Raw genomic sequence first — 24,562 nt, forward strand, 5'->3', positions numbered from 1 at the left:
GCGTGATCGACGGTCTGTGGAGGGCACGATGAGCGGCGACCGGTCGCCGACGCCGGACACCGGGTACGACAACCGGCGCCGCTGGCAGGCGCTGAGCGTCGGCCTGGTCGCGGCGTTCATGACGCTGCTCGACGTCAGCATCGTCAACGTCGCCGTGCCGTCGATCGACCGGGCGCTCGACGCCACCCCGAGCGACCTGCAATGGGTGCTGTCCGGGTACGCGTTGACGTTCGGCCTGGTGCTGGTGCCGGCCGGACGGTTCGGTGACGCGCGCGGCCGGCGTACCGCGTTCGTGGTCGGGGTGGGACTGTTCACGCTCACCAGCGCGCTGGCCGGGCTGGCCACCTCGTCGACCTGGCTGATCATCGCCCGGCTCGTCCAGGGCGCCGCCGCCGGCATCGTCAACCCCCAGGTCAGCGGCATGATCCAGCAGCTGTTCCGGGGCGCGGACCGGGGTCGCGCGTTCGGCCTGCTCGGCGCCACCATCGGCATCTCCACCGCGGTCGGGCCGCTGCTGGGCGGGCTGCTCATCCAACTCGGCGGCGAGGAGCACGGCTGGCGGTGGGTGTTCTTCGTGAACATCCCGGTCGGCATCGTGGCGATGGTGCTCGGCTGGCGGCTGGTGCCGGGCCGGCCCGAGGGCCAGCCCCACCGGCACCGGCTCGACCCGGTGGGCGTGCTGCTGCTCGGCACCGGGGTCACAGTCATCCTGCTGCCGCTGGTGCAGCGGGAACAGTGGCAGGGCTCGGCCAAGTGGCTGCTGATCCCGCTCGGCCTGCTGCTGCTCGCCGGCTTCGCGCTCTGGGAACGCCGGTTCGCCCGGCACGCCACACCCCTGTTCGACCTGCGGCTGTTCAACCTGCGCTCGTACGTCCTCGGTTCGCTCATCGGGCTGATCTACTTCGCCGGCTTCACCGCCATCTTCTTCATCTTCACCCTCTACCTCCAGATCGGCCTGGGCTACAGCGCGCTTGTCGCAGGCGTGGCGATCACCCCGTTCGCGCTCGGCTCGGCGCTCGCCTCCGCGCTCGGCGGCCGGGTCGTCACCCGGTACGGCCGGCCGCTCGTCGCGATCGGACTGCTCGCCGTGGTGGTCGGGCTGGTCGCGACCGACCTGGTGCTGACCGGTGGGCCGCACCAGAACGTGCCACTGCGTACCGCGCTGCCACTGCTCGTCGCCGGGCTGGGCAGCGGCCTGGTGATCGCGCCCAACCAGACGCTGACGCTCTCCGAGGTGCCGGTGCCGATGGCCGGCAGCGGCGCCGGCATGCTCCAGACCGGGCAGCGGATCGGCACCGCCGCCGGCATCGCGGCGGTCGGCGCGCTGTTCTTCTCGACGCTGGCGCAGAACCAGAACGACTGGGGGCTGGCGTTCCGGCACTCACTGCTGCTGGCCGCCGGAATCATCGTGCTGGCGCTTGCCGTAGCCGTAACCGACATCATCGCCAGCCACCGCTCCGCGAGTAAGGCGGGGGCCCCCGTTAACGCCTCCGGTAGAGGCGGGGGCCCCGCTTAACAGCCGCGCGTGAAGGCCGGCATCCCCGTGCAGGGGTTGCCGGCCTTCGCGGTGCTGCTTACTTGTTCCAGTGCGTGGTGACGAGGTCGGTGGCCTGGTTCTCCCACTGGGCGTAGGCGTCCGGGTAGGCCGACACCTGGACGGTCTGGGCGGCCTTGGTCAGCGGCATGTCCTGCCAGCCGTCGACCTGCTTCAGACCCTTCAGGAACGCCAGGGTCGAATACTCGGGGTCGGTGATCTGTTCCGGGCTGCCCCAGCCGGAGGAGGGGCGCTGCTGGAACAGGCCCAGCGAGTCGTGGTCGTTGGTGTCGCCGAGGTGGCCCAGGTTCTCCAGCTTCGACTCCTGGAGGCTGGTGGCGATGGAGATGACCGCGGCCCGCTCGGGCAGGCCGGCCTTCTTCGTCGCCGCGATGATCGCCTTGACGTTGGCGGTCTGCTCGTCGTTGAGGGTGATGGTCGACTGCTTGCCCTCGGCCTGCACCGCCGTGGTGACCGGCTTGGTGGTGTGGGTGGGGGTGTCGGCGTGGGCGGCGATCGGACCGGCGAACACACCACCGGTAAACGCGAGACCAGCAACACCCAGAACGCTCTTACGCAGGATCGTGTTCATGGTGGGGGCTCCATTCGGGGGTCGACGACGCGCACCGAGAGGGGGGTTGGCGCGCGCGCAAGCACCGTCAGGCACTCAGGATTTTGCGGGGGATGCCGGCTGCTCCGCGGGGCAGGGCCACACCACGGGGCCGGGAGACTGTGTAACGACCGGCTACCCACCGCCATTCCCGGGGGCGGGTCGGCAGCGCGGCGAACCGGTGCGCTGGCCTTCCTCGGCCGTTCACCGGGTTACAACGCCCGCACCCCCGCGACGATTCCACCGTCAGAGTGCCACCCACCACCCCCGAACCGGACACCCCACCCACCCGGAACACCCGGGCGGCACACCACGACCGGATCCCACACGCCCGTCAGACACCCGCACATTCCACCCGCGCTCCCCCAAGCCCACGACTGGAACGCCAGGGGTGCATCAGCACGCCCGAGACACCCATACCGTTCCACCCGCGCTCCGGACAGGCGACGACTGGAACGCCAGGGTGCCTCAGGGCGTCGCAGACACCCACCCGTGCCCCAGACGGGCCGCAACCTCCCGGTCGCCGTGAATGTGACCGGCCGGCCCCGGGAAGCGGGGCCGGCCGGTCACGGGTGTGACGGTGTCACCAGAGCTGCTGGACGATGTCCGCCGCCTGCTCCTCCCACTGCGCGTACGCGTACGGGTAGGCGGACACCTGGACCGTCTGTGCCGCGCTCGTCAGCGGCAGGTCCCGCCAGCCGCCGATGTTCTTCAGCGCGCCGAAGAACGCCTTGCTGGCGTACTCCGGGTCGGTGATCTGCTCGGACGTGCCCCAACCGGACGACGGACGCTGCTGGAACAGGCCCTCCGAGTCGTGGTCGTTGTAGCTGCCGAGGTGACCGAGGTTGTAGAGCTTCGACTCCTGGAGCGACGTGGCGACGCCGATGACGGCGCCCCGCTCCCCCACTCCGGTCTCCTTGGCCGCCCGCACGATGGCCTTGGCGTTGTCCACCTGCGCGTCGTCGAGCGGGATGCGCGACTGGGCGCCCTCGACGCCGTGCGGCATGAGCTTGTCCCTGCTCGGCCGGTCGGCCTTGGTCGGCACCTTGTCGCTGCCGGTGGTCAGGCCCGACTTCGCCGCCTCGCGGGCGGACTTCTTGCCGGTGGCCAGGTCGATGGCGGCCACGGCGCCGGCGTGTGGTCCGCTTGTCACCGGGGCGGCGACGGCGGTGGGACCGTAGGCGAGACCGCCCAGGGCGGTCACGCCGGCGACGGTGAGTACGGCACGACGGTTGCGGGTGATGTCGCCGGTCCTCGCGGCGGCGGTCTTCGCGATGGCGGGGAGCCATCGAGCGACGTGCTGCTTCACGATGGTTGCCCTTTCGATCGTTACGACGCGCTCCGGGGTGAGCGCCCCTCGGGGGTTCACGGTCGGTGCTGGTTTGCGCACCGGCGGTACCGGGGACACAACCAGCCGGGCCGGCCGGGCATTCCGGAGACATGGGTCCGGGCACGGGCTGCGGTCCAGGTCACCCGTGGGATCGGACAGTGGGCACCGGAGCGGACACCACGTGACGATCAGGCCGGACGGCCGAACCAGACCAGGACGTGCCAGAGCTGCTTGAGGTGTTGCACAGTCAACTCCGCCGGCCCCCGGTCGGCCCAGCGGTGCGGCTCGCGTACCAGCGACGCGGCGGCGCGGCCGACAAGCGCCGCGGTCAGCGGCTCCCCCGGCCGGCCGAACTCGGCGTGCACGCGGGCGGCCAGCGGCGGGATGCCCGGTCCCCGGAAGTCGGCGTCCACGGCGTCCACGGGCAGCTGGAAGCCGGTGTGCCACCGCAGCGCGAAGCCGTGCCGGCCGGCGATCCCGGCGAGGCGGCGTCCCACGTCCGTGTCGCGGAACGACGGGTCGACCACCACCGCCTCGACGTCGCGGGCGAGACTCACCTCGCCGTGTACCTGCGCCTCGATGTAGTCGTCCAGGGCGCGACCGGCCCGCTCGGACGCGCGTTCCCGGCGGGACAGCAGGGCCCGCAGCAGCGTGCCGGTGTCCATTCCGGACACGCCCAGGCTGACGTCGGTGGCGGCGGTGGCGGTGAGCAGCGCGGCGAGGACCGGCTCGAAGACGGTGGCGGTGCCGACCTCGGCCGGCCCGACGGAACTGTCGCCGAAGCTGAACGTCGCCCGCGCCAGCACCTCCGGGCGCAGCCGCAGGTGACAGGAGCCGAACCGGGGGCACGCGCCGTCGGGGTGGTCGAGCAGGTTGAGACCGCCGTACTTCGGACGCTCCACGGACAGCACGCCCGGACGTTGGTACGCGCCGCCGAACATCGCCTTCTCCCAGACGTCCCGGTCGCCACCGGGGAACGCGGTCAGCCCGCCGGCCGAGATGCCGGTCTCGAACTGGCTGCGGTAGACACCGTCGGCGTCGAGCGCCTCGACCACGGTACGGCCGTCGCGCAGCACCCGGTCGGGGTGAAAGTTGACGGTCAGCCGGCCGTACCCGGTCACCGCCGCGACGACCTCCTCAGCGTGGACGTCGGCGCCGGATCCGGCGAGGTGTTGCGCGATCACGGCGAGCGCGGCCGGGCGGTCCCGCAGCGCGACGTCGCGCACGTGCCGCAGGGCGGCGGACTGCGCGGCGGTCAGGGTCGGTCCGGGCACGCCGCCGAGTATCGCCGGGCCGGGGGCGGGCGAACCACGGATTTCCTTCGGGTACGCCGCGGGCGGGGCGAGCCGGCCGGCGGGGCGGTGTCCCTTCGCTACGGTGAGGCACCTGCCGCACCGGGGAAGGCGCACCGTGACTGATGGATCCACGACGACGACAGCGAGGCGCTGAACGTCGTCGGGCGCTTCGCCGCCTCCGGTCTCCGCCGTGGTCAGTGGCCGCGGGCGATCCACTCGTCCAGGTGCGGCGCCTCCGCGCCGATCCGGGTGTCGTCGCCGTGCCCGGTGTGCACCACGGTCTCCGGCGGCAGGGTGAGCAGCCGGGTGCGGATCGACTCGACGATGGTGTCGAAATCGCTCCAGGAGCGCCCGGTCGCGCCGGGTCCGCCGGCGAAGAGCGTGTCGCCGGTGAAGACCGCCGCCAGTTCCGGCGCGTGGAGGCTGCACGCTCCCGGGCTGTGGCCGGGCGTGTGCAGGACCCGCAGCATGGTGCCGGCGACGGTGACGGTCTGCCCGTCGACGAGGTCGCCGTCCGGCGGCGTGTCCGGGTGGACCTGGTCCCACAGCACCCGGTCCGCCGGGTGCAGCAGCACCGGCGCGCCGGTGGCCCGGGCCAACTCGGGGGCGACCCGGACGTGGTCGTCGTGGGCGTGGGTGGCCAGGACCGCGAGCACGCGGCGGTCACCGATGAGCGCCCGGATGGCGGGTACGTCGTGCGGCGCGTCGACGACGACGCACTCGTCGTCGTCGCCGATCACCCAGACGTTGTTGTCCACGTCGAACGTCTGCCCGTCGAGCGAGAACGTGCCGGACGTGACGGTGTGGTCGACGCGGGCGGTCACGGAAAGACCACCACCGACCGCAGCACGTCGCCGTGGTGCATCCGGGTGAACGCCTCCTCGACCTGGTCGAGGGCGATCTCCTCGGTGACGAACGCGTCCAGGTCGAGCCGGCCCTGCCGGTAGAGCTCGGTGAGCATCGGGAAGTCGCGGCTGGGCAGGCAGTCGCCGTACCAGCTGGACTTGAGCGCGCCGCCGCGGCCGAACACGTCGAGCAGCGGCAGCTCGACCGCCATCTCCGGGGTCGGCACGCCGACCAGGACGACCGTGCCGGCGAGGTCCCGCGCGTAGAACGCCTGCTTCCAGGTCTCCGGCCGACCCACCGCGTCGATCACCACGTCGGCGCCGAATCCGCCGGTGGCCGCGCGGATCGCCTCGACCGGATCGTCCTCGGAGGCGTTGACGGTGTGGGTCGCGCCGAACTTCCGCGCCCAGTCGAGCTTCCGGGAGTCGGTGTCGACCGCGACGATCGTCGTCGCGCCGGCGAGGGCCGCGCCGGCCACCGCGGCGTCACCGACGCCGCCGCAGCCGATCACCGCGACGGAGTCGCCCCGGGTCACGTTGCCGGTGTTCATGGCCGCGCCGAGGCCGGCCATCACGCCGCAGCCGAGCAGCCCGACGGCGGCGGGCCGGACGGACGGGTCCACCTTGGTGCACTGCCCGGCGTGCACGAGCGTCTTCTCGGCGAACGCGCCGATGCCAAGCGCGGGGGCCAGCTCCGTGCCGTCGGTGAGGGTCATCTTCTGCGCCGCGTTGTGGGTGGCGAAGCAGTACCAGGGCCGGCCGCGCCGGCAGGCCCGGCACTGCCCGCACACGGCCCGCCAGTTGAGTACGACGAAGTCGCCGGGGGCCACGTCGGTGACACCGTCGCCCACCTGCTCGACGACGCCGGCGGCCTCGTGGCCGAGCAGGAACGGATAGTCGTCGTTGATGCCGCCCTCGCGGTAGTGCAGGTCGGTGTGGCAGACGCCGCAGGACTGGACGCGGACCACCGCCTCGCCCGGCCCCGGGTCGGGCACCACGATCGTGGTGACCTCCACCGGCGCGCCCTTGCGCCGCGACACGACTCCCCGGACTTCCTGGCTCACGGTTTCTCCTTCGTTTCGGTCCCCCGCCGAACCTACCGCCGATCATCGTCGGCGGCACGGGCGGATTGTCCCGGTCGTCACCGGGTATCCGCCGGTGCCGGTTCTTCGACGTCGAACGGGAGTGATCATGAGGTTGACGCATGCGCCGCTGCGGGTCGCCATCGGCGCGTACATCCTGAACTCCGGCTTGTCCAAGCGGACGCTTGAGGGCGAGGCCGCCGCCGGGGTGCACGGCATGGCGGTCGGCGCGATCCCGCAACTGGGGCAGGTCCCGCCGGACCGGTTCGCGGTGCTGCTCTCCCGCGGCGAGATGGCCCTCGGCGCGGCGCTGCTCGCCCCGTTCGTCCCGTCGCTGCTCGCCGGCGCCGCGCTCACCGCGTTCGGCGCCGGGCTGGTGCAGCTCTACCTGAAGACCCCGGGCATGCGGGAGGGCACCAGCCTGCGGCCCAGCCAGGCGGGCATCGGACTGGCCAAGGACGTGTGGCTTGTCGGCGCGGGCGTGACCCTGATGCTGGACTCGCTCACCCACCGGCGGCGCCACTGACCGGCACGCGACCTCAGGCCGGCACCGCCACCGGCACCCGCTCGGCGGCCAACCGGCGCCGGGCCGCGTTGCGGTAGCGCAGCACCTGCACCGCGCCGAACGCCCAGAGCAGATACTGCACCGCGAACGCCAAGCGGAACGCGCACAGCGGCGGTGCGCCCCGCCCGGCCGGGGTGGCCAGGTCGAGCACCACGCCCACGGCCAGGATGAGCACGATCGAGGCGACGAACCCGCCGACGTTGACGATGCCTGTGGCGCTGCCGATGCGGTGCACCGGGTTGAACGTGCGGGCGTAGTCGAAGCCGATCACCGCGCCGGGGCCGTTGACCGCGAGCACCACCACCAGGGCCACCAGCAGCCCGTGCGGGGCGCGGCCGGGCCAGGCCAGCACCACGGCCCAGACCGCGGCGGTGGCGGCGGTGATGGCGAAGACCACCACCGAACGGTGGTACGGGTGCCTGGCGCACAGGTGCGCGACCACCGGGCCACACACAAGCGTCACCACGGTCATCAGGGTCAGCAGCCCGGCCGCGGCGGTGGGCGAGAAACCCTGCCCCTGCACCAGGAAGGGATAACCCCAGAGCAGCGCGAACACCGAACCGGAGAACTGGGTGACGAAGTGCGTCCACAGGCCCAGCCGGGTGCCGGGTTGCGCCCACGCGTCGGCGAGCTGCCGGCGTACGGTCGCCAGCCCGGGGGTCGGCGCGGTGACGTGCCCGGCGTGCGGGGTGTCCCGCACCGCGGCCAGGACCAGCAGCAGCACGGTGACGCCGAGCGCCGCCGCGGTCAGGAACGCCGGGGTCCAGCCCGCGTGGTGCAGCAGCGCCACCAGGGGTACGGCGCCGAGCACCGCCCCGAGCTGACCGATGGTGCCGGTGAGCTGCACCAGCATCGGGTTGCGGCGGCCGGGGAACCAGAACGCCACGATCCGCAGCACGCTGATGAACGTCATCGCGTCGCCGAGGCCGACGAGCACCCGGGCGACGACGGCGAGGCGCACGTCGACGGCGACCGCGAACACGAGCTGCCCGGCCACCATGAGCGCGCCGCCGGCCAGCAGCAGCCGGCGGGAACCGTACCGGTCCAGCAGCACGCCGACCGGGATCTGCATGGCCGCGTAGACGGCGAGCTGGGCGACGGAGAAGGTGGCGAGCGCGGACGCGTTGATGCCGAAGCGGTCCGCCGCGTCCACCCCGGTCACGCCGAGCGAGCTGCGGTGGAACACGGCCGCCACGTACGCGGTGACGGCCACCGCGTAGACCAGGGCGGCGGGTCGGCGGGCGGCGCTCACCGGGACCTTCCGAGCCCGGTGTCGATGTGCCACGCCTGCGTCATGAATCGATGGTGCGCGCCCGACCTCCCGTGCCCGCCCCCGCCGCCACCGGTCGTGGCGCAGAACACCCCGGCCCCCGCCCGGCGCAGCCCTCACACCGCGCGATCATGAAGTTGACGGCGGCAATTCGGACAACCGGCGCCGTCAACTTCATGATCGCCGGGCCGGGTGGGCTGGGTCAGGGGGTCGGGCGGGTGGACCAGAAGTCGCGCAGCAGCGTCTCCACCTCGGCGGTGCGCTCGATCTGCGGCAAGTGGCCGGTGTCGCGGAACAGGTGGGCCCGTGCCCCGGGCAGCCGGGTCCGCGCGTACGCCAGGTGCGCGGCGGGCAGGATCAGGTCGCGGTCGCCCCAGACCAGCAGCGTGGGCAGGTCCAGCGCGGCCACCGCGTCGAGCAGCTCGGCGCGCCAGCGCGGGCGTACCCCACGCCAGGTGCCCAGGTGGCGGACCAGTTCCCGGATCACCCGGGCGGCGTGCGGCTGCCGGGCCACGGCCAGCGCGGTGGCGATCCGCTCGTCGGTGACGTACGCCGGGTCGAAGAAGATGGCCCGCTCGATGCGGCGGGCGATCGCCGGGTGCGGACGCAGCAGCAGCCGGGCCAGCGGGCGCACCGCGAGCAGCCGCAGCGCCACGGTCACCTCCCGCCCGAAGCCGGCGCTGTCGAGCAGCGCCAGGTCGGACACCAGGTGCGGGGCGTCGGCGGCGACGCGCATGGCCACCGCGCCGCCGAGGGAGTTGCCGACCAGGTGGGCCGGGCCGGTGACCCCGGCGGCGTCGAGGAACCCGGCTACCGCGCCGGCCAGCGCGGGCAGCGTGTGCGGCCCGTCCAGGGGCGCGGAGCCGCCGTGGCCGGGCAGGTCCACGGCGAGCACGCGGTGGTCCCGGGCCAGCGCCGTGTGCAGCGCGGTGAAGTCGTCGAGGGTACGACAGATGCCGTGCAGCAGCACCACAGGCGGCCCGTCGCCGGTGATCCGGCAGCGCATCCGCCGGCCGGCCACGGTGCGCTCGTCGACCGCCGGCAGGGCGACTGTCACGCCGACCGACCGGGCTCCGGCGCGCCCCCGCCGTCCGGGGCGGCGAGGGGAGCCGCGCCGTCCGGGGCGGCGAGGGCGGCCGGCGCACGCGGCGGGCGCATGCCCAGGGCCAGCACCCGGCCGTAGCCGGCGGGGGCGATCCGGGCGAGCAGGTCGGGCAGCTTCGCCGACCAGCCGATCAGCACCCGGCCGCGGCGACGCTGCGCGCCGCGCAGGATCGCCTCGGCGGCGGTCGCCGGGTCGATGGTGAGCAGCTTCTCGAACTGCCGGAGGCCGGCCTCGTACTCCTGGAGCGGGACGCCGCTGCCGACCCACGCGCGGGCCGCGATCCGGGTCCGGATCCCGCCCGGGTGCACCGAGGTGACGCCGACCCCGTCGTCGACAAGCTCGTGCCGCAGCGCCTCGGTGAACCCGCGTACGGCGAACTTGCTTGCCGAGTAGGCGGCCTGCCCGGCGGGGGCGATGAGGCCGAACAGGCTGGAGACGTTCACCAGGTGGGCGCCGGGCTCGGCCTTGAGCGCCGGCAGCAGCGCGTGGGTCAGCCGCACCACCGCCCGGAAGTTGATCTCGATGACCCAGAGGAACTCGTCGAGCGTGACCTGGTCGAACCGGCCGCCGAGCGCGACGCCGGCGTTGTTGACGAGCAGCCGGATCCGGGGATGGGCGCGGTGGATCTCGGCGGCGACCCGGTCGGTGGCGTCGGCGTCGGCGAGGTCGACCAGGTGCGTCTCGACCCGCAGGTCCGGGTGCGCGGCCCGGATGGCCGCCACCACGGTGGCCAGCCCGTCGGCGTCGCGGTCGAGCAGGACCAGGTCGGCGCCGCGTCGGGCCAGGCCGTGGGCCAGCGCCGCGCCGATGCCGCTCGCGGCGCCGGTGAGGACCGCGACACCGCCGGAGAAGTCCAGGTCACGCATCATTGCCTCCATACAGGGCCGCGGCCGGCACGCCGGCCCGGGCGAACCGGACGCCGTCGGTGAGCGGCCCGTGCCGCATCAGGCGTACGTCCCGGGGGTAGTTCTGGTGCAGCCGCCACGGCGCGCGTGGCCCCTGCTTGGGCAGTTGGTCGACGGAGCGCAGCACGTACCCGGACCGCAGGTCGATGATCGGCGCCAGGTCGTCGGTGTCCGGCGCGAGGGGGGTGACGATCTGCTGGCCGGTGTCGTCGAGGTGGCGCAGCAGCCGGCAGACGTAGGTGGCGACCAGGTCCGCCTTGAGCGTCCAGGACGCGTTGGTGTAGCCGATCGTCATGGCGAGGTTCGGCACGCCGGAGAGCATCATGCCCTTATAGGCGACGGTCGCGCCGAGGTCGACGTCGACGCCGTCCACGGCGAGCGTCATGCCGCCGAGCGCGAGCAGGTTGAGGCCGGTGGCGGTGACCACGATGTCGGCCGGCAGCTCCGCGCCGGAGGCGAGCCGGACGCCGTGCCCGGTGAACGTGTCGATGGTGTCGGTCACCACCGACGCGCGGCCGTCGGCCAGGGCGGTGAACAGGTCTCCGTCCGGCACCACGCAGAGCCGCTGGTCCCACGGGTCGTAGCGGGGCGAGAAGTGGCGGTCCACGTCGTATCCGGCGGGAAGCCGGCCCCTGGCGGCCCGGCGCAGGTACCGCTTCACCAGCCCGGGCGCGCGCCGGCTGAGCTGGAAGTTGGCCACCCCGAGCAGGACGTTCTTCCACCTGGTGACGGCGTAGGCGGCCGTGGGGGGCAGCCACCGCCGGGCGGCGTCGGCGAACCTGTCGCGCGAGGGCAGCGAGATGACGTACGTCGGTGAGCGCTGGAGCATGGTGACGTGGGCGGCCCGCTGCGCCATGGCCGGGACCAGGGTGACCGCGGTCGCGCCGCTGCCGATCACCACCACCCGCTTGCCGGTGAAGTCGAGCCGCCGCGGCCAGTGCTGCGGGTGCACGAGCGTGCCGGCGTACCGCTCGACGCCGGGCAGGCGCGGCGTGTAGCCCTCGTCGTAGCGGTAGTAGCCGGAGTTGGTGAACAGGAACGCGCACGTGAGCGTCGTGTCCTCGCCGGTGTCGTCGCGGTGGGCGTGCACGGTCCAGCGGGCGGTCGTGCTGTCCCACTCGGCGCGCACCACCCGGTGGTGGAAGCGGATGTGCCGCTCCACGTCGTACTCGCGGGCGGTCTGCCGGACGTAGCGGCGGATCGACTCGCCGTCGGCGATCGCCTTCGGGTCGGTCCACGGCTTGAACGAGTAGCCGAGGGTGTACATGTCCGAGTCGGAGCGCACGCCTGGGTAGCGGAACAGGTCCCAGGTGCCGCCGATCGCGCCGCGGGCCTCCAGCACCGCGTAGGTCTTGCCGGGGCACTCGCGGTTCAGGTGGACGGCGGCGCCGACGCCGGACAGACCGGCACCGACGATGAGGACGTCGACGTGGTCGGAGGCCATCGCTTCTCCCGTTCTGCCCGCGGTGGACCGGACACTAGCCACCGCCACCGAGACCAGTCAACACCCTGTCGAGTGGAATCGACAGGGTGTTGACCAGGTGTACCATCGGCCCACATGAGCCCCGCCCGTACGCCGACCGGCGCCGCGCCGACCCGCGGGCGGCGGGCCGGCCGCTCCACCGGCGACGACCGGGAGGTGGCGATCCTCGCCACCGCCGAGCGGCTGCTGCGGGACCGGCCGTTCGGCGACATCTCCATCGACGACCTGGCCCGGGGCGCGGGCATCTCCCGGCCCACCTTCTATTTCTACTTCCCCTCCAAGGACGCGGTGCTGCTCACCCTGCTCGACCGGGTCACCGAGGAGGCCGACGCCGCCGCCGGCGACGTGCTGGACCGGCTCGCCGAGGACCCGCGCGCCAGGTGGCGGGAGTTGATCGCCCGGTTCCACGCGATCTTCGGCGGCCACCGGGACGTGGTGCTCGCCTGCGCCCAGGTGCGCGGCACCAACGCCGAGGTGCGGCGGCTCTGGGCCGAGGTGCTGGAACGCTGGGTACGCGCGGTGCAGGCCGCCGTCGAGGTGGAGCGCGCCCGCGGCGCGGCCCCGGACGGGCTGCCCGCCCGGGACCTCGCCATCGCGCTGAACTCGATGAACGAGCGGGTCTGGTACGCGACGTTCGCCGGGGACGGCCCGGCGGTGGCCGAGCGGGACGTGGTCGACGTGCTGCTCGACGTCTGGTTGACCGCGATCTACCGCACCACCACGCCACCTGTCACGCCGCCCGGGTGAACTCCATGGTCCAGTTGGTCTCCCAGGTGCGCTCGCCGTCGGTGGAGAACGCCTGCTCCCAGCGGCAGGAGGTGGGGGTGATCGCCGACCAGAGGAACCGGCAGCGCACCGGCCGCCCTTCGTCGGTGTCGTCGGCGAAGAACGTGCCGACGCCGTCGCTGAACCGGCCCACCACCGGCGGCAGCTCCAGCACCCCGCGCCGGCTGTTCATCCAGTAGATCGACCACAGCCCGGTCGCTGGGTCGAGGACCCGCACGGTGGAGCCGGAGAAGCCCCGGCTGGGGCAGCGCATCTCGTCGAAGCTGCCGGCGCCGTCGAAGAACGAACGCGCCTCGCTGACGCCGGCGAACTCGTCCCAGTCGTCGGCGCCGACGTGCCGCTGCCGCAGGCGCCGGTTTGTCACGTCCCAGGCGCCGACGAGGAAGTCGAAGTCGCCCATCAGCGGCCCACCGGCCCCTCGGCGCGCGCGTCGGCCAGGTAGCCGGCCAGGTCGGGCCGCTCTGGCGCGAGCACGTGCCGGATCCAGGCGAGCCGCTCGTGCTCCAGCACTCCCAGCTCCCAGACACACCCCACCCCGGGCCGGTCCAGGTCGACGAAGTGCGCCGGGTCGTCGTCCGGGCAGGCCAGCGCCGGTTGCCCGGCGATCGCGATCCGGCACTCGACGACGTTGTCGAAGAACCAGCTGTACGCAAGCAGGTACGCCCCGGTGTCCGCGCCCCGGTGCAGCACCGCCCAACTCGCCGGCGGGGTGCCGTCGGTCGGGGCGGGCAGCAGCGACGGCAGGTACGCGGACGCGGCGTCGACCACGTCCGGTTCGAGGCGACGCCGCGGCTGGTCGATGTGGTAGCGCTTGACGTGCCGGCCGGCGACCTCGACGGTCCCGGGCACGGTCAGCTCCTTGTCGTGGAAGGCCATGCCGGGGACCGTAGGGCCACTCCCCTGACAGCTAGTGTCAGCGGATGCGGGCGAGTCGACTCCTGTCCATCCTGCTGCTCCTCCAGGCGCACGGCCGGCTCACCGCCGCCGACCTGGCCGCCCGCCTGGAGGTGTCGGCGCGCACGATCTACCGGGACGTCGAGGCGCTGCACACCGCAGGCATCCCGCTGTACGGCGAGGCCGGGCACGCCGGCGGCTACCGGCTTGTCGACGGCTGGCGTACCCGGCTGACCGGGCTTACCGGCGAGGAGGCCGACCGGCTGCTCTTCGCCGGGCTGCCCGGGCCGGCCGCCGAGCTGGGCTACCAGTCGGTCGTGGCGGCCGTGCAGCTCAAGCTGCGTGCCGCGCTTCCCGCCCCGCTGGCCGACCGGGCGGCCCGGCTGGAGCAGCGCTTCCACCTGGACACGCCGGGCTGGTACTCCGACGGCGACCCGTCACCGCACCTGGCCGAGGCGGCCGAGGCGGTGTGGCGGGAACACCGGGTCCGGGTCCGCTACCGCGGCTGGCGCGGCGAGGTGACGCGGGTGCTGGAGCCGTACGGGCTGGTGCTCAAGGGTGGCCGCTGGTACGTGGTCGCGGCCCGGCCGGACCGCGCCGAGCCGGCCACCTACCGGGTCAACCAGATCCTCGACCTCACCCCGCTCGACGAGCCGTTCGACCGGCCGGAGTTCGACCTGCCGGCGTGGTGGCGGGCGCACGTGGTCGCGTTCCGGGCCGGGCTGCACCGGGACGAGGCCACCGTCCGGCTCTCCCCGGGCGGGCGGGCGCGGCTGCGGGAGATCGGCAGCGACGTGGTGGTCGCCGCCGCCGAGGCGTCCGCCGGCCCGCCCGACGCGGCGGGTTGGGTGTGGGCCGTCATCCCCATCGAGTCGCTCACCCACGCGCACGGCGACCTGCTGCGGCTCGGCGCCGACGTGGAGGTTCTCTCCCCCGCCGCGCTCCGCACCCGGCTGGCCGACACCGCCGCCGCCCTGGCCGCCGTCTACCACCCGCCCCGTTGATCAAGGAGCCCGCTGGCCCACCACCCGCACCCCACCCGCCCCGCCGATCATGAGGTTGCCGGCGACAATTCGGACGGCGGGCGCCGCCAGCTTCATGATCGCGGGGCGGCTGGGGTGCGGGTGGTGGGCCGGCGGAGAATGGACCGGGTGTCGGAGGGGGGCGGCGGATGACCGGTGAGCGCGAGGGGTGGGAGTTGCGGGCGGACTGCGCGCGCTGCGCGGGGGTCTGCTGCGTCGCGCCGGCGTTCGCCGCCTCGGCCGACTTCGCCATCGACAAGCCGGCCGGGCGGCCCTGCCCGAACCTGCGCCCCGACTCCCGCTGCGGCATCCACTCGGAGCTGCGGCAACGCGGCTTCCCCGGGTGCACCGTGTTCGACTGCTTCGGCGCCGGCCAGCACCTCACCCAGGGCACCTTCGCCGGCCGCGACTGGCGCACGGACCCGGCGACCGCACGGCGGATGTTCGACACGTTCGCCGTGCTGCGACCGCTGCACGAGTTGCTCTGGTATCTGACCGAGGCGGTGCGGCTCACCCCGCCCGGTCCGCTGCGCGACGACCTGGCCGCCGCGCTTGACGAGACCGGCCGGCTCACCGACGGCACCCCGGAGGAACTGCTCGCGGTCGACGCCGACGCGCACCGGGCCCGGGTCAACCGGCTGCTGTCGAGCGCCGGCGAGCAGGCCCGCGCCGGTCGGGCCGGACCGGACCGCCGGGGCGCCGTGCTGATCGGCGTGGACCTGCGCCGCGTCGCGTTGGCCGGGGCGAATCTGCGCGGCGCCACCCTGATCGGGGCGGACCTGCGCGGGGTACGGCTCGGCGCCGCCGACCTGACCGGGGCCGACCTGCGCGGCGCGGACCTGCGCGGCGCCGACCTCGGCGAGTGCCTGTTCACGCACCAGTCCCAACTCGACGCCGCCCGCGGCGACCACCGCACCGTCCTGCCGCCCGGCCTGCGCCGCCCCACGCACTGGCCCCTGCCCCCAACCCCAACCCCCACCCGCACCCCCACCGCGCCCCGCCCACCCCGCCGCCGCCCGGCCCACCACCCCCGCCCCCACCACCCCCGTTGATCAAGGAGTTCGCCTCTCGAGAACGCGCCCCCTCGACGTGAACCCCTTGATCACCGATCCCGTCCCCCTGCGGCTGTCACCGGTGCTCCGGGTTCAAGATCTACGGCGGTGACGTCGATCTTGGACTTGTGGCACCTCCGATACCTGCCCTTAACGGACATACCCTGGCACCACAAATCCAAGATCGACGAAACGACCCCAGACAGGCGGGTGGGTGGGTGGGTGGGTGGGGTTTTGGTGGGGGTGGGGTGGGTAGGCGGCGGCGGGAACAGTCGAGGGGGACGGGGGCGGACCGGTGGGATATCGGGCACGTGACGGCGCGGAACCCGTCGACCCGGCGCACGCCGAGGACGCGGCCGGACAGGCCCGGCTGGTGCAGGTGCCGGCGGACACCGAGGTGCCGGCCGCCGAGCCGGACGTGCCCGCACCGGACGAGGTGACCGAGGACGACGGGTCCGGGATGGCCGGCGGAGCGTCCGGCAGCAGCTCGGGCGGCTCGTCGATGCCGACGCACCCGGACGCGGCCCGCTGAACGTTTGCCGCCACCGGATGCGGGCAGGAGTGCGACATGACCAGTGAAGAGTCCTTCGGCCGCGCCGCCGGCGACGAACCCGACGGCGCCACCGCCTACGAGGCGTCCCTGCGCCCGCCGGGCGAATCCCTGCACACCACTGACGACAGCGGCGACGACTTCGCCGACCTGCCGGCCGAGGACCGGCGCTCGGCGCGGGACACCAGCCGGGCCGGCTACGACGTGGACGCCGTCTCCGGCACCGCCGACCCGGCCGACGGGCCGGAGGAGATCGAGGAGGGCCGCCCGCTGCGGTGAGCCGCCGGCGTGCGCGGGGTGGCCGGTGAACCGCCGCCCCGCGCCTCGCTCATCCCCCGGTTGGCGAGCGCGTCGGCGCGTTCGTTCTCCGGATGGCCGTTGTGGCCCTTCACCCACAGCCAGGTGACGTCGTGCCGGGCGCACGCGGCCTCCAACCGCTGCCACAGGTCGGCGTTCTTCACCGGCTGCTTCGCGGCGGTGACCCAGCCGTTGCGCTTCCACCCGTTCAGCCACCCGGTGATGCCGTTACGCACGTAGGTGCTGTCGGTGTGCAGCCGCACGGTCACCGGACGGGTCAGGCTCTCCAACGCCTCGATCGCGGCGGTCAACTCCATCCGGTTGTTCGTGGTGGAGGCCGCCTCGCCACCGCACAGCTCCCGCTCGTGCCCGCCCCAACGCAGCACCGCGCCCCAGCCACCGGGCCCGGGATTGCCGCTGCACGCGCCGTCGGTCCAGATCTCCACGACCCGGCCGGTCTCCGCCTCCGCCATGCCCGGCAACCTACCGGGTACGCCGCCGCGCGGGACCACCCGACCCGCGACGCCCGGCTACCGTGCCACCCATGACCGCGCCCCCGCCGTTCACCACCCTCTGCAACTTCCGTGACCTGGGCGGCTGGCGTGCCGCCGACGGCCGCACGGTCGCCCGGGGCCGGCTCTACCGCTCCGACTCCCTCGCCAAGCTCACCGGCGACGACCTGGAACGCTTCGCCGCGCTCGGCGTCCGCACCGTGATCGACCTGCGCTACCCGTGGGAGATCGCCGAGCGCGGCCGGGCGCCGGAGAGCCTCGGCGTGACCTGGCACAACCTGAGCATCGAGCACCGCCCCTACGTCCAGGCCGACATCGACCCGGACGTGGATCCATGGCGCTACCTGGCCGACAGGTACGCCGAGGTGGCCGAGGACGGCGTGGCGGAGCTGCGCCGGGCCGTGGAGGTGATCGCCCACGACGAGCAGCCGCTCGTGTTCCACTGTGCCTCCGGGAAGGACCGCACCGGGCTGCTCGCCGCACTGGTGCTGGCCCTGCTCGGCGTGGACACCGACCAGATCGCGGCGGACTTCGCGCTCACCGAACGGGCCACCGGGGCGCTTGTCGCGGAGTGGCGGGACCGCAACGGCGGCGCGACGCCGGGCTGGCCGGCGTACGGTCGGGCGCCCGCCGAACTCATCCGGCTGGTGCTGGCCGAGCTGGTCGCCGCGCACGGCTCGGTGCGCGGATACGTCACCGGGCGACTCGGGGTGGGCGAGGAGACGATCGCCGCGCTGCGCGCCCGCCTGCTCACCGACGACGAAAAACCGCGCGACGCCGACGCGGCGCTCTGGCAGGCTCCCTGACCGTGGACAACCGGTGGAACGGCCTGCGGGCCGACGTGCGCGCGACGATCGACGACCTGGTGACCTCCGGGCGGGAGGCGGGCGTGCAGGTGGCCGCCTACCTCGACGGCGCGCCGATCGTCGAGGAACACGCCGGCCTCGCCGACACCGACGCCGGTCGGCCGATGACCGCCGACACGCCTGTGCACGCGGTCTCCACCGGCAAGGGCCTCACCGCCACCGTCGCGCACGTGCTGGCCGAGCAGGGCCGCCTCGACCCCGACCTGCCGCTGGCCCGGGTGTGGCCGGAGTTCGCCCGCAACGGCAAGGACGGCATCACGCTGCGGCACGTGCTCACCCACACCGCCGGCCTGCCCGCCCTGCCCGCCGACATCACCCCCGCCGACTTCACCGACTGGTCCCGGATGTGCGACCTGCTCGCCGACGCGAAACCGTTGTGGGCGCCCGGCGAGCGGCTGGCCTACCACGCCTGGACGTGGGGCTGGCTTGTCGGCGAGGTGGTCCGCCGGGTCACCGGAAAGCCGATCTCCCAGGTGCTCGCCGAGGAGGTGGCCGGGCCGCTCGGCGTCGACCGGGAGCTGTTCCTCGCCGTACCGGAGGCGGAGCTGCCCCGGCTGGCCCGGCTGGAGGACGCCGGCCTGTCCGCGATGATGACCTGGGCCGGCGCCAACCTGCCGCACTTCGACGCGGTCGCCCCGCCCGCGGTCCGTCCGGACGCGACGATCGGCGGCAACCCGGCGGTGCTCCGCGCCGACGTGCCGTCGGTCGGCACGATGAGCGCCCGCGCGGTGGCCCGGATGTACGCGGCGCTGCTCGGCCCGGTCGACGGGGTCCGGCTGATCTCCCCCGACCGGCTGCGCGCCGTGTCCGCGCCCGCGGTACGCGCGCAGGAGTGGGTGTTCGGGCAGGAGAGCACGTTCGGGCTCGGTTACGCGGTCGACGACGACGGGTCGTTCGGCACCGCCGGCAGCGGCGGCAGCCTCGCGTTCGCGTATCCGGAACTGGGGTTGACGGTGGCGGCGGTGCGCAACCGGCTCGGCGCGGGCGACGGTGACCCGATGGAACGGCTGCGGGTGCTGGTGCGCGACCGGGTCGCCGCCGCCAACGCCTAACGGCGCAGCCGGGCGCGCAGCCGGCCGGCGGCGTCACCGAGCACCGCGCCGGTCATCGGCAGCAACGGGCTGGACCGCATCACCGCCAGGTCCTCGACCGGGCTGGTGACGCCGTCGAGGAAGCGCAGCACCCGCTCCGGCGGGTTGCGGTCGAACAGCCGCTCGAAGAACTCCACCCCGCCGACGTGCCCCCGGTCCAGGGCCCGCAACGCCACCGCGTCCATCCACAGGTGCCGACCCGGGTACGCGGGCAGGGGCACCGGCGGGCGGCCCGCCGCGACGGCCCGGGCCACCTGGTCGGCCTGGCGGAGCATGGCGGAGAACGTGAACCCGGTGGACGGCCGGGTCGCCCCACCGGCGGTGCCCAAACGCACCACGCGGCGGCTCGGGCGGGCCACGAACGGGCCGTCGGTCATCGGGATCACCCCGTTCTCCACCTCCCGCACCCGCAGCGCGGAAAGGTCCAGCCCGAGCAGCCCGGCGTAACCGCGCAGCGCCGCGTCGTAGCCGGCGTCGTCGAGCACCGCCGGCCCGAACTCGGTGTACTCCACGAGCGCGAACCGGTCGTCGACAGGCAGCACGTACCCGAAGGACACCCCGCGCTCCGGCTGCGGGGTGCGGAAGTCCATCAGCACCGCCCGGCCCGGGTCGAACGTCGGCTTCTCGGCCGCCAGCCACCACCCCCGGAAGTGCTGCAACCAGCTCGTCCGCCCCGGCCGTGCCGGCGGGCGGGGCCGGGAGTCGAGCACCCAGCCGGCCCGCGCCAACACCCCACCGGCGGGGTCGTGCACGGTCACCCGGTCACCGTCGTCGCGCACCTCCCCCGCCGCCGCGCCGATCCGCACCGCGCCCAGCCGCCGTTCCGCCTCGGCAGCCCGGTCGTAGACCGGGGCGGAGCGGAGCATGGCGTACCGCAGCGGGTCCAACGGCAGGACGCGGCGGCCCGCCGCCGTCACCACCTCCACCCGCGACCAGCTCGCGCTCAGCAGCGGGTCGAGGTCGCCGCCGGGCGTGCCCCAGAACGCCCAGGTGCGGTCCTGGCCGCGCTTGCGCACCGGATCCACCACGGCCACCCGCACGCCGCTCACCCGGTGCCGGTCCAGGGCGGCCAGGACCAGGGAGGCGGCGCCACCGCCGCCGACAAGCGCGAGGTCGACGTCGACCGGGTAGGAAGCGGACACCCGCCCACGCTGTCACACCGGCGGGTCGCGCCACCGGGGACCCCGCCGCGTAGATTCGGCGGCATGACGGGGGCGCCGCTGCGGGTCGGGTTGCTGGGGTACGGGACGGCCGGGCGGGTGTTCCACGCCCCGCTGATCGCCGCCACCACCGGGCTGCGGCTGGACACGGTGGTGACCCGCGACCCGGGGCGGCGCGCGCAGGCCCAGGCCGACCACCCCGACGCCCGGGTCGTCGACGACGCCGACCACCTGTGGCGGGCCGCCGACGCGCTCGACCTGGTGGTGGTGGCCGCGCCCAACCGGCAGCACGTGCCGCTGGCCCGGGCCGCAGTGGCCGCCGGCCTGCCGGTGGTGGTGGACAAGCCTGTCGCACCGACCGCCGAGCAGGGCCGCGCGCTGCTCGACGAGGCCACCACCGCCGGGGTGCCGCTGACGGTGTTCCAGAACCGGCGCTGGGACGGCGACTACCGCACCGTGCGCCGCCTGGTCGACTCCGGCGAGCTGGGCCGGGTGACCCGGTTCGAGTCGCGGTTCGAGCGGTGGCGCCCGGCGGTCAGGCCGGGCTGGCGGGAGAGCGCCGCACCCGGCGAGGCCGGCGGCGCGCTGTTCGACCTCGGCGCCCACCTGATCGACCAGGCGGTGCACCTGTTCGGCCCGGTGGAGCACGTCTACGCCGAGGTGGACCGGCGGCGGCCCGGCGCCGAGGTCGACGACGACGCCTTCGTCGCGCTCACCCACACCCGCGGCGTGCGCTCCCACCTGTGGATGGGCGCGGTGACCGCGCAGCTCGGCCCCCGCTTCCGGGTGCTCGGCGACCGGGCCGCGTACACCGGTTGGGGCCTGGACCCGCAGGAGGCCGCGCTGCGCGACGGCCGGCGGCCCGGCGAACCCGGCTGGGGCGCGGTCGGCCCGGAGCGGTACGGGCGGCTGGGCGCCGACGGCGACCTGCGCGCCGTGCCCACCGAGCCGGGCTGCTACCCCGACTTCTACGCCCGGGTGGCGGCGGCGCTGCGCGACGGCGCGCCGATGCCCGTCGACCCGGCCGACGCGGTGGCCGTGGTCGAGCTGATCGAGCTGGCGCACCAGGCCGCGGCGCAGGGCGTCACCCTGCCGGTGCCCCCGCTGCGCTGACCGCTACCCGGCCACCGGCGCGGGCGCGGGCGGCGTCGGCTCGGCGTACGCGGCGGCCACCGTCGCCCGGTCGAACACCCGCCACGTCGCGACGCTCACCGCGACCGCCACCACGAAGCCCACCCAGTACGGCGCGGTGATCCCGAACCGGGCCGCCAACACGCCGCCGAGCAACGCGCCGACGCAGTTGCCGCCGGCCGCGACGAACAACGTCGTGCTGCCCACCCGGCCCATCAGCGCCGGCGGGGTGAGCCGCTGCCGCAGCGAGTTCGCCACCATGTTCCACAACGCGCTGTGCACCCCGAACGCGAACAACGCGAGCCCGACCACCGCCGCGCTGCGCGACGCGGCCAACGCCAGGTGCAGGCCGGCCTCGACCAGCAGGCCCACCCGCACCGTCCAGGTGGCGGTGATGGCGGCGATCAACCGGTCACCGACGACCGAGCCGAGCAACCCGCCCACCGCCATGCAGGTGAACAGCACGCCGTAGCCGACCGAACCGAGACCCAGCCGCTCGGTCGCCAGCAGCACCAGCACCGCGATCGCCGCGGTGAGCGTGACGTTGAGCAGCCCGATCAGCAGCGCCATCGTGCGCAGCAGCCGCTGCGACCGCAGCCACCGGAACCCCTCCGCGACCTCCGCCCGCACCGAACGCCGTTCGCCGCGCGCCGGCGCGCCCCGGTAGGTCCCGGCGAGCAGGCCGACAAGGACGGCGCTGAGCGCGTACGTGCCGGCGTTGAGCGCGAACGGCGCCGCCGCCGCAAGCACGAACAGGAAGCCGCCGAGCGGGCCGGCGACCATGTTCTGCGTCACCTGGGTGCCGCCGCTCAGCCAGCCGTTGGCCCGTTCCAGCCGGGACCGGGGCACCACCGCCGGCAGCACCGCCTGGGCGGCGGTGCGGAACACCACCTCACCGGTGTTCACCACGAACAGCACCAGGTAGAGCAGCACGACGCCGGCCCGGTCGGCGAGCATCGCCGTGGCAAGCACGGCCAGCGCCCCGACGCGTACCCAGTCGATGAGCACCATCAGCCGGCGCCGGTCCACCCGGTCCGCCAACACACCGCCGGGCAGGGCGAACAGCAGCCACGGCAACCAGGACACCGCCGCGCCGGCGGAGACCACGAGCGGGTCGTCGGTGCGCGACGCCACGTAGAGCGGGGCGGCCACGGTGGCCATGCCGCTGCCCAACGCCGACAGCGTGCTCGCCGTCCACAGGCGGGCGAAGCGCCCGCCGAGCCGTTCCCCCGTCACGACGAGGCAAGCTACCAGCGCGGGCGCCCCCCGCCGAGCGGTTTAAGGAGGGGCCCCCGCTTAACGCATCGTGCATAGGAGGGGGCCCCTCTTAACACCGTCGGGCCAGCACCGCCGGAGCGTCAGGACCGGCGCGCGTCCCGCGCAGCTCGGTCGGGCTCCTCGGGGGCGGGAATCGGCAGCGCGACCGGGTCGGCCGGGCCGCCCGCCGTAAGCGAGTGCGCCGGTGCCGGCCGGTCCACCGCCGGTCGCCGCGAGTGCAGCCGACCCTGGCCGGCCGGACCGTTGCGGCGGGACACCTCGACCGTCACCATCCGGATCGGCGCGGGTGGCGGGGTGAACCCGGGTACGCCCCAGCGCAGCCAGATCGGGATCCGCCCGGCCCCGGCCTCGGCCAGCAGCTTCTCCACGGTGCGTCGACGATCGGTGTGGTCGACCTCGACGACGACCGGCGGACGGGCCGGCCGCGCGCAGGCGACGTCGAGCACCGACTGCCGCCCGGACAGCGGCGGCGGCAACGGCAGCACGCTCGCCGCCCGGCGGTAGACCCGCCAGCCCTCGCCGGACGCCCACTCGACCACGGCGTCGACGAGCCGAGCGGTCACCTGGTCGGTGGTCAGATCCACGAAGGTCAGCCCGGCGAGTCGGTGCGCGAGGGACGCGGCCACCCGCTCGCCGTCCTGACCCAGATCCATGCCGGCAGGCTAGCGCGCGACCGCGCCGCCGGGACCGGGCCGGCCGGGTCGAGCAGCTTCCCAGCGGCGTGCGGCAGCAGGGCCGCCAGGGCCGGGACCGCTGGTCACCGGGTGTTCAGGCGGGCGGCCTGGCGGATCAGGTGGTCGCGTTCGGCGAGGTTGGTGGCCTTTCCGGCGGCCTCGGCGTAGACCCGGGCGGCCGTCTCCGGGTTGCCGTCACGTTCGTGCAGGTACGCCGCCACCGCCGCGTACCGGGGCAGCGTCTCGTCCAACTCGGCGAGCGCCGCCAGCCCGGCCCGGGCGCCGTCCGCCTCCCCGACCGCAACCGCGCGGTTGAGCCGGACGACCGGGTTGTCGGTGAGGCGGACCAACTCGTCGTACCACTCGACGATCTGCACCCAGTCGGTCTCCGCGGCGGTGGGCGCGTCGGCGTGCAGGGCCGCGACGGCGGCCTGCGCCTGGAACTCGCCCAGCCGGTCCCGGGCCAGGGCCCCCTGCAGGATCTCCACGCCCTCGGCGATGAGACTCGTGTCCCAGCGGCGGCGGTCCTGCTCGGCCAGCGGCACCAGACCGCCGTCGGGGCTGGTCCGGCTGGCCCGGCGGGCGTGGTGCAGCAGCATGAGGGCGAGCAGCCCGGCCACCTCGGGATGGTCGATGGCGGCCGTGAGCTGGCGGGTGAGCCGGATCGCCTCGGCCGCGAGGTCGACGTCGCCGGAGTAGCCCTCGTTGAAGACCAGGTAGAGTACGCGCAGCACGGTCGCGACGTCGCCGGGCCTATCGAACCGTACGCCGGAGACGGTGCGCTTGGCCCGGCTGATCCGCTGCGCCATGGTCGCCTCGGGCACCAGGTATGCCTGGGCGATCTGGCGGGTGGTGAGCCCGCCGACGGCGCGCAGGGTGAGCGCGACCGCCGACGACGGGGTCAGCGACGGATGCGCGCAGAGGAAGTAGAGCCGCAGCGTGTCGTCCGCCCCGGACACCGGCCCCCGCGCCGGCTCCTCGTCGACGAGGTCCTCCCGCCGACGCCGGGCGGCGTCGGCGCGAGCCATGTCGAGGAACCGGCGCCAGGCGACGGTGACCAGCCACGCCTTCGGCTCGCGCGGCGGGTCGGCCGGCCACACGCGGAGCGCTTCGACAAGCGCGTCCTGCACGGCGTCCTCGGCCGCCGCGAAGTCAGCTCCGCGGCGGACGAGGACACCGAGAACGCCAGGCGTGAGGCTGCGCAGCATCACGTGGTCCATCGGAT

Annotated in this window: 26 protein-coding genes; 10 read left to right on the forward strand and 16 right to left on the reverse strand. The window is 74.4% G+C overall.

Annotated features, from left to right (window positions below):
- Positions 1-28 precede the first annotated feature (28 nt).
- The gene (locus SM450_RS09255; RefSeq protein WP_474619274.1) at positions 29-1,516 is read left to right on the forward strand and encodes an MFS transporter; all 1,488 of its coding nucleotides are present in this window, start codon (positions 29-31) and stop codon (positions 1,514-1,516) included.
- Between the two features lie 58 nt (positions 1,517-1,574).
- Here the strand turns inward: SM450_RS09255 and SM450_RS09260 are convergent, their stop codons facing one another.
- From SM450_RS09260 to SM450_RS09280, 5 genes are all read right to left on the reverse strand, one after another.
- Positions 1,575-2,126, reverse strand: coding sequence for a hypothetical protein (locus SM450_RS09260; protein ID WP_474619275.1), 552 nt, complete (start codon positions 2,124-2,126; stop codon positions 1,575-1,577).
- Positions 2,127-2,727: 601 nt separating this feature from the next.
- Complete coding sequence (locus tag SM450_RS09265; RefSeq protein WP_474619276.1) at positions 2,728-3,453, reverse strand: hypothetical protein; 726 nt, start codon at positions 3,451-3,453, stop codon at positions 2,728-2,730.
- Positions 3,454-3,662: 209 nt separating this feature from the next.
- Positions 3,663-4,748: a DUF3626 domain-containing protein gene (locus SM450_RS09270; RefSeq protein WP_474619277.1), complete on the reverse strand. Its 1,086-nt coding sequence runs from the start codon at positions 4,746-4,748 to the stop codon at positions 3,663-3,665.
- A 215-nt stretch (positions 4,749-4,963) separates the two neighbouring features.
- Positions 4,964-5,593 carry an MBL fold metallo-hydrolase gene (locus SM450_RS09275; protein ID WP_474619278.1) on the reverse strand — a complete coding sequence of 210 codons (630 nt, stop codon included), beginning with the start codon at positions 5,591-5,593 and terminating at the stop codon, positions 4,964-4,966.
- The gene (locus tag SM450_RS09280) at positions 5,590-6,678 is read right to left on the reverse strand and encodes an S-(hydroxymethyl)mycothiol dehydrogenase (protein WP_474619279.1); all 1,089 of its coding nucleotides are present in this window, start codon (positions 6,676-6,678) and stop codon (positions 5,590-5,592) included. Before SM450_RS09280 ends, SM450_RS09275 begins: the two co-directional genes overlap by 4 nt.
- 127 nt (positions 6,679-6,805) lie before the next feature.
- On the opposite strand from SM450_RS09280, the gene SM450_RS09285 reads away from it, so the two are divergent.
- Positions 6,806-7,222, forward strand: a complete 417-nt coding sequence (locus SM450_RS09285; protein ID WP_474619280.1) for a hypothetical protein — start codon at positions 6,806-6,808, stop codon at positions 7,220-7,222.
- Positions 7,223-7,235: 13 nt separating this feature from the next.
- Here SM450_RS09285 and SM450_RS09290 read toward each other — a convergent pair whose 3' ends face one another.
- The 4 genes from SM450_RS09290 to SM450_RS09305 all read right to left on the reverse strand — a co-directional run bounded on the left by SM450_RS09290 (position 7,236) and on the right by SM450_RS09305 (position 11,985).
- Positions 7,236-8,513, reverse strand: coding sequence for an MFS transporter (locus SM450_RS09290; protein WP_474619281.1), 1,278 nt, complete (start codon positions 8,511-8,513; stop codon positions 7,236-7,238).
- 220 nt (positions 8,514-8,733) lie between these two features.
- Positions 8,734-9,588 carry an alpha/beta fold hydrolase gene (locus tag SM450_RS09295; RefSeq protein ID WP_474619282.1) on the reverse strand — a complete coding sequence of 285 codons (855 nt, stop codon included), beginning with the start codon at positions 9,586-9,588 and terminating at the stop codon, positions 8,734-8,736.
- Positions 9,585-10,502: an SDR family NAD(P)-dependent oxidoreductase gene (locus tag SM450_RS09300; protein ID WP_474619283.1), complete on the reverse strand. Its 918-nt coding sequence runs from the start codon at positions 10,500-10,502 to the stop codon at positions 9,585-9,587. Before SM450_RS09300 ends, SM450_RS09295 begins: the two co-directional genes overlap by 4 nt.
- Entirely contained in the window at positions 10,495-11,985 is a 1,491-nt protein-coding gene (locus tag SM450_RS09305) for a flavin-containing monooxygenase (protein WP_474619284.1), read from the reverse strand. Before SM450_RS09305 ends, SM450_RS09300 begins: the two co-directional genes overlap by 8 nt.
- Positions 11,986-12,099: 114 nt before the next feature.
- Here SM450_RS09305 and SM450_RS09310 point away from each other — a divergent pair, with 114 nt between their 5' ends.
- Positions 12,100-12,771 (forward strand): TetR/AcrR family transcriptional regulator, encoded by a 672-nt coding sequence (locus SM450_RS09310; protein ID WP_474619285.1) that lies wholly within the window; start codon positions 12,100-12,102, stop codon positions 12,769-12,771.
- Here SM450_RS09310 and SM450_RS09315 read toward each other — a convergent pair.
- Positions 12,755-13,210, reverse strand: coding sequence for a hypothetical protein (locus SM450_RS09315; RefSeq protein ID WP_474619286.1), 456 nt, complete (start codon positions 13,208-13,210; stop codon positions 12,755-12,757). The two genes, SM450_RS09310 and SM450_RS09315, sit on opposite strands and share 17 nt — an antisense overlap.
- The gene (locus SM450_RS09320; protein ID WP_474619287.1) at positions 13,210-13,686 is read right to left on the reverse strand and encodes a hypothetical protein; all 477 of its coding nucleotides are present in this window, start codon (positions 13,684-13,686) and stop codon (positions 13,210-13,212) included. Before SM450_RS09320 ends, SM450_RS09315 begins: the two co-directional genes overlap by 1 nt.
- A 44-nt stretch (positions 13,687-13,730) precedes the next feature.
- On the opposite strand from SM450_RS09320, the gene SM450_RS09325 reads away from it, so the two are divergent.
- From SM450_RS09325 to SM450_RS09340, 4 genes are all read left to right on the forward strand, one after another.
- The gene (locus SM450_RS09325) at positions 13,731-14,708 is read left to right on the forward strand and encodes a helix-turn-helix transcriptional regulator (RefSeq protein ID WP_474619288.1); all 978 of its coding nucleotides are present in this window, start codon (positions 13,731-13,733) and stop codon (positions 14,706-14,708) included.
- 167 nt (positions 14,709-14,875) lie between these two features.
- Positions 14,876-15,778, forward strand: coding sequence for a pentapeptide repeat-containing protein (locus SM450_RS09330; protein ID WP_474619289.1), 903 nt, complete (start codon positions 14,876-14,878; stop codon positions 15,776-15,778).
- A gap of 295 nt (positions 15,779-16,073) precedes the next feature.
- Positions 16,074-16,310, forward strand: a complete 237-nt coding sequence (locus SM450_RS09335) for a preprotein translocase YidC (RefSeq protein WP_474619290.1) — start codon at positions 16,074-16,076, stop codon at positions 16,308-16,310.
- A 36-nt stretch (positions 16,311-16,346) separates the two neighbouring features.
- Positions 16,347-16,607: a hypothetical protein gene (locus SM450_RS09340; protein WP_474619291.1), complete on the forward strand. Its 261-nt coding sequence runs from the start codon at positions 16,347-16,349 to the stop codon at positions 16,605-16,607.
- On the opposite strand, the gene rnhA is transcribed toward SM450_RS09340, so the two are convergent.
- Complete coding sequence (rnhA, locus tag SM450_RS09345; protein WP_474619292.1) at positions 16,526-17,098, reverse strand: ribonuclease HI; 573 nt, start codon at positions 17,096-17,098, stop codon at positions 16,526-16,528. The two genes, SM450_RS09340 and rnhA, sit on opposite strands and share 82 nt — an antisense overlap.
- Positions 17,099-17,169: 71 nt before the next feature.
- Here rnhA and SM450_RS09350 point away from each other — a divergent pair, with 71 nt between their 5' ends.
- Positions 17,170-17,943, forward strand: a complete 774-nt coding sequence (locus SM450_RS09350) for a tyrosine-protein phosphatase (RefSeq protein ID WP_474619293.1) — start codon at positions 17,170-17,172, stop codon at positions 17,941-17,943.
- Positions 17,944-17,945: 2 nt separating this feature from the next.
- The gene (locus SM450_RS09355; protein WP_474619294.1) at positions 17,946-19,055 is read left to right on the forward strand and encodes a serine hydrolase domain-containing protein; all 1,110 of its coding nucleotides are present in this window, start codon (positions 17,946-17,948) and stop codon (positions 19,053-19,055) included.
- Here SM450_RS09355 and SM450_RS09360 read toward each other — a convergent pair.
- Complete coding sequence (locus tag SM450_RS09360) at positions 19,052-20,236, reverse strand: lycopene cyclase family protein (RefSeq protein ID WP_474619295.1); 1,185 nt, start codon at positions 20,234-20,236, stop codon at positions 19,052-19,054. The two genes, SM450_RS09355 and SM450_RS09360, sit on opposite strands and share 4 nt — an antisense overlap.
- Before the next feature lie 63 nt (positions 20,237-20,299).
- Here SM450_RS09360 and SM450_RS09365 point away from each other — a divergent pair, with 63 nt between their 5' ends.
- Positions 20,300-21,367: a Gfo/Idh/MocA family protein gene (locus SM450_RS09365; RefSeq protein WP_474619296.1), complete on the forward strand. Its 1,068-nt coding sequence runs from the start codon at positions 20,300-20,302 to the stop codon at positions 21,365-21,367.
- Positions 21,368-21,370: 3 nt separating this feature from the next.
- Here SM450_RS09365 and SM450_RS09370 read toward each other — a convergent pair whose 3' ends face one another.
- The 3 genes from SM450_RS09370 to SM450_RS09380 all read right to left on the reverse strand — a co-directional run bounded on the left by SM450_RS09370 (position 21,371) and on the right by SM450_RS09380 (position 24,557).
- On the reverse strand, positions 21,371-22,621 hold the full coding sequence (locus SM450_RS09370) for an MFS transporter (RefSeq protein ID WP_474619297.1): 1,251 nt from the start codon (positions 22,619-22,621) through the stop codon (positions 21,371-21,373).
- Between the two features lie 122 nt (positions 22,622-22,743).
- On the reverse strand, positions 22,744-23,316 hold the full coding sequence (locus SM450_RS09375) for a hypothetical protein (RefSeq protein WP_474619298.1): 573 nt from the start codon (positions 23,314-23,316) through the stop codon (positions 22,744-22,746).
- A 104-nt stretch (positions 23,317-23,420) separates the two neighbouring features.
- The gene (locus SM450_RS09380; protein WP_474619299.1) at positions 23,421-24,557 is read right to left on the reverse strand and encodes an RNA polymerase sigma factor; all 1,137 of its coding nucleotides are present in this window, start codon (positions 24,555-24,557) and stop codon (positions 23,421-23,423) included.
- Positions 24,558-24,562: the final 5 nt, after the last annotated feature.

The organism is Micromonospora marincola, assembly GCF_056150385.1.

Excerpts from the sequence above, each read along its gene's own strand:
- SM450_RS09285 (WP_474619280.1), top strand. The coding sequence starts at position 6,806 with ATGAGGTTGACGCATGCGCCGCTGCGGGTCGCCATCGGCGCGTACATC.
- SM450_RS09365 (WP_474619296.1), top strand. The coding sequence starts at position 20,300 with ATGACGGGGGCGCCGCTGCGGGTCGGGTTGCTGGGGTACGGGACGGCC.
- SM450_RS09305 (WP_474619284.1), bottom strand. The coding sequence starts at position 11,985 with ATGGCCTCCGACCACGTCGACGTCCTCATCGTCGGTGCCGGTCTGTCC.
- SM450_RS09340 (WP_474619291.1), top strand. The coding sequence starts at position 16,347 with ATGACCAGTGAAGAGTCCTTCGGCCGCGCCGCCGGCGACGAACCCGAC.
- SM450_RS09330 (WP_474619289.1), top strand. The coding sequence starts at position 14,876 with ATGACCGGTGAGCGCGAGGGGTGGGAGTTGCGGGCGGACTGCGCGCGC.
- SM450_RS09380 (WP_474619299.1), bottom strand. The coding sequence starts at position 24,557 with ATGGACCACGTGATGCTGCGCAGCCTCACGCCTGGCGTTCTCGGTGTC.
- SM450_RS09310 (WP_474619285.1), top strand. The coding sequence starts at position 12,100 with ATGAGCCCCGCCCGTACGCCGACCGGCGCCGCGCCGACCCGCGGGCGG.
- SM450_RS09320 (WP_474619287.1), bottom strand. The coding sequence starts at position 13,686 with ATGGCCTTCCACGACAAGGAGCTGACCGTGCCCGGGACCGTCGAGGTC.
- SM450_RS09260 (WP_474619275.1), bottom strand. The coding sequence starts at position 2,126 with ATGAACACGATCCTGCGTAAGAGCGTTCTGGGTGTTGCTGGTCTCGCG.
- SM450_RS09315 (WP_474619286.1), bottom strand. The coding sequence starts at position 13,210 with ATGGGCGACTTCGACTTCCTCGTCGGCGCCTGGGACGTGACAAACCGG.
- SM450_RS09375 (WP_474619298.1), bottom strand. The coding sequence starts at position 23,316 with ATGGATCTGGGTCAGGACGGCGAGCGGGTGGCCGCGTCCCTCGCGCAC.
- SM450_RS09350 (WP_474619293.1), top strand. The coding sequence starts at position 17,170 with ATGACCGCGCCCCCGCCGTTCACCACCCTCTGCAACTTCCGTGACCTG.
- rnhA (WP_474619292.1), bottom strand. The coding sequence starts at position 17,098 with ATGGCGGAGGCGGAGACCGGCCGGGTCGTGGAGATCTGGACCGACGGC.
- SM450_RS09255 (WP_474619274.1), top strand. The coding sequence starts at position 29 with ATGAGCGGCGACCGGTCGCCGACGCCGGACACCGGGTACGACAACCGG.
- SM450_RS09300 (WP_474619283.1), bottom strand. The coding sequence starts at position 10,502 with ATGCGTGACCTGGACTTCTCCGGCGGTGTCGCGGTCCTCACCGGCGCC.
- SM450_RS09325 (WP_474619288.1), top strand. The coding sequence starts at position 13,731 with ATGCGGGCGAGTCGACTCCTGTCCATCCTGCTGCTCCTCCAGGCGCAC.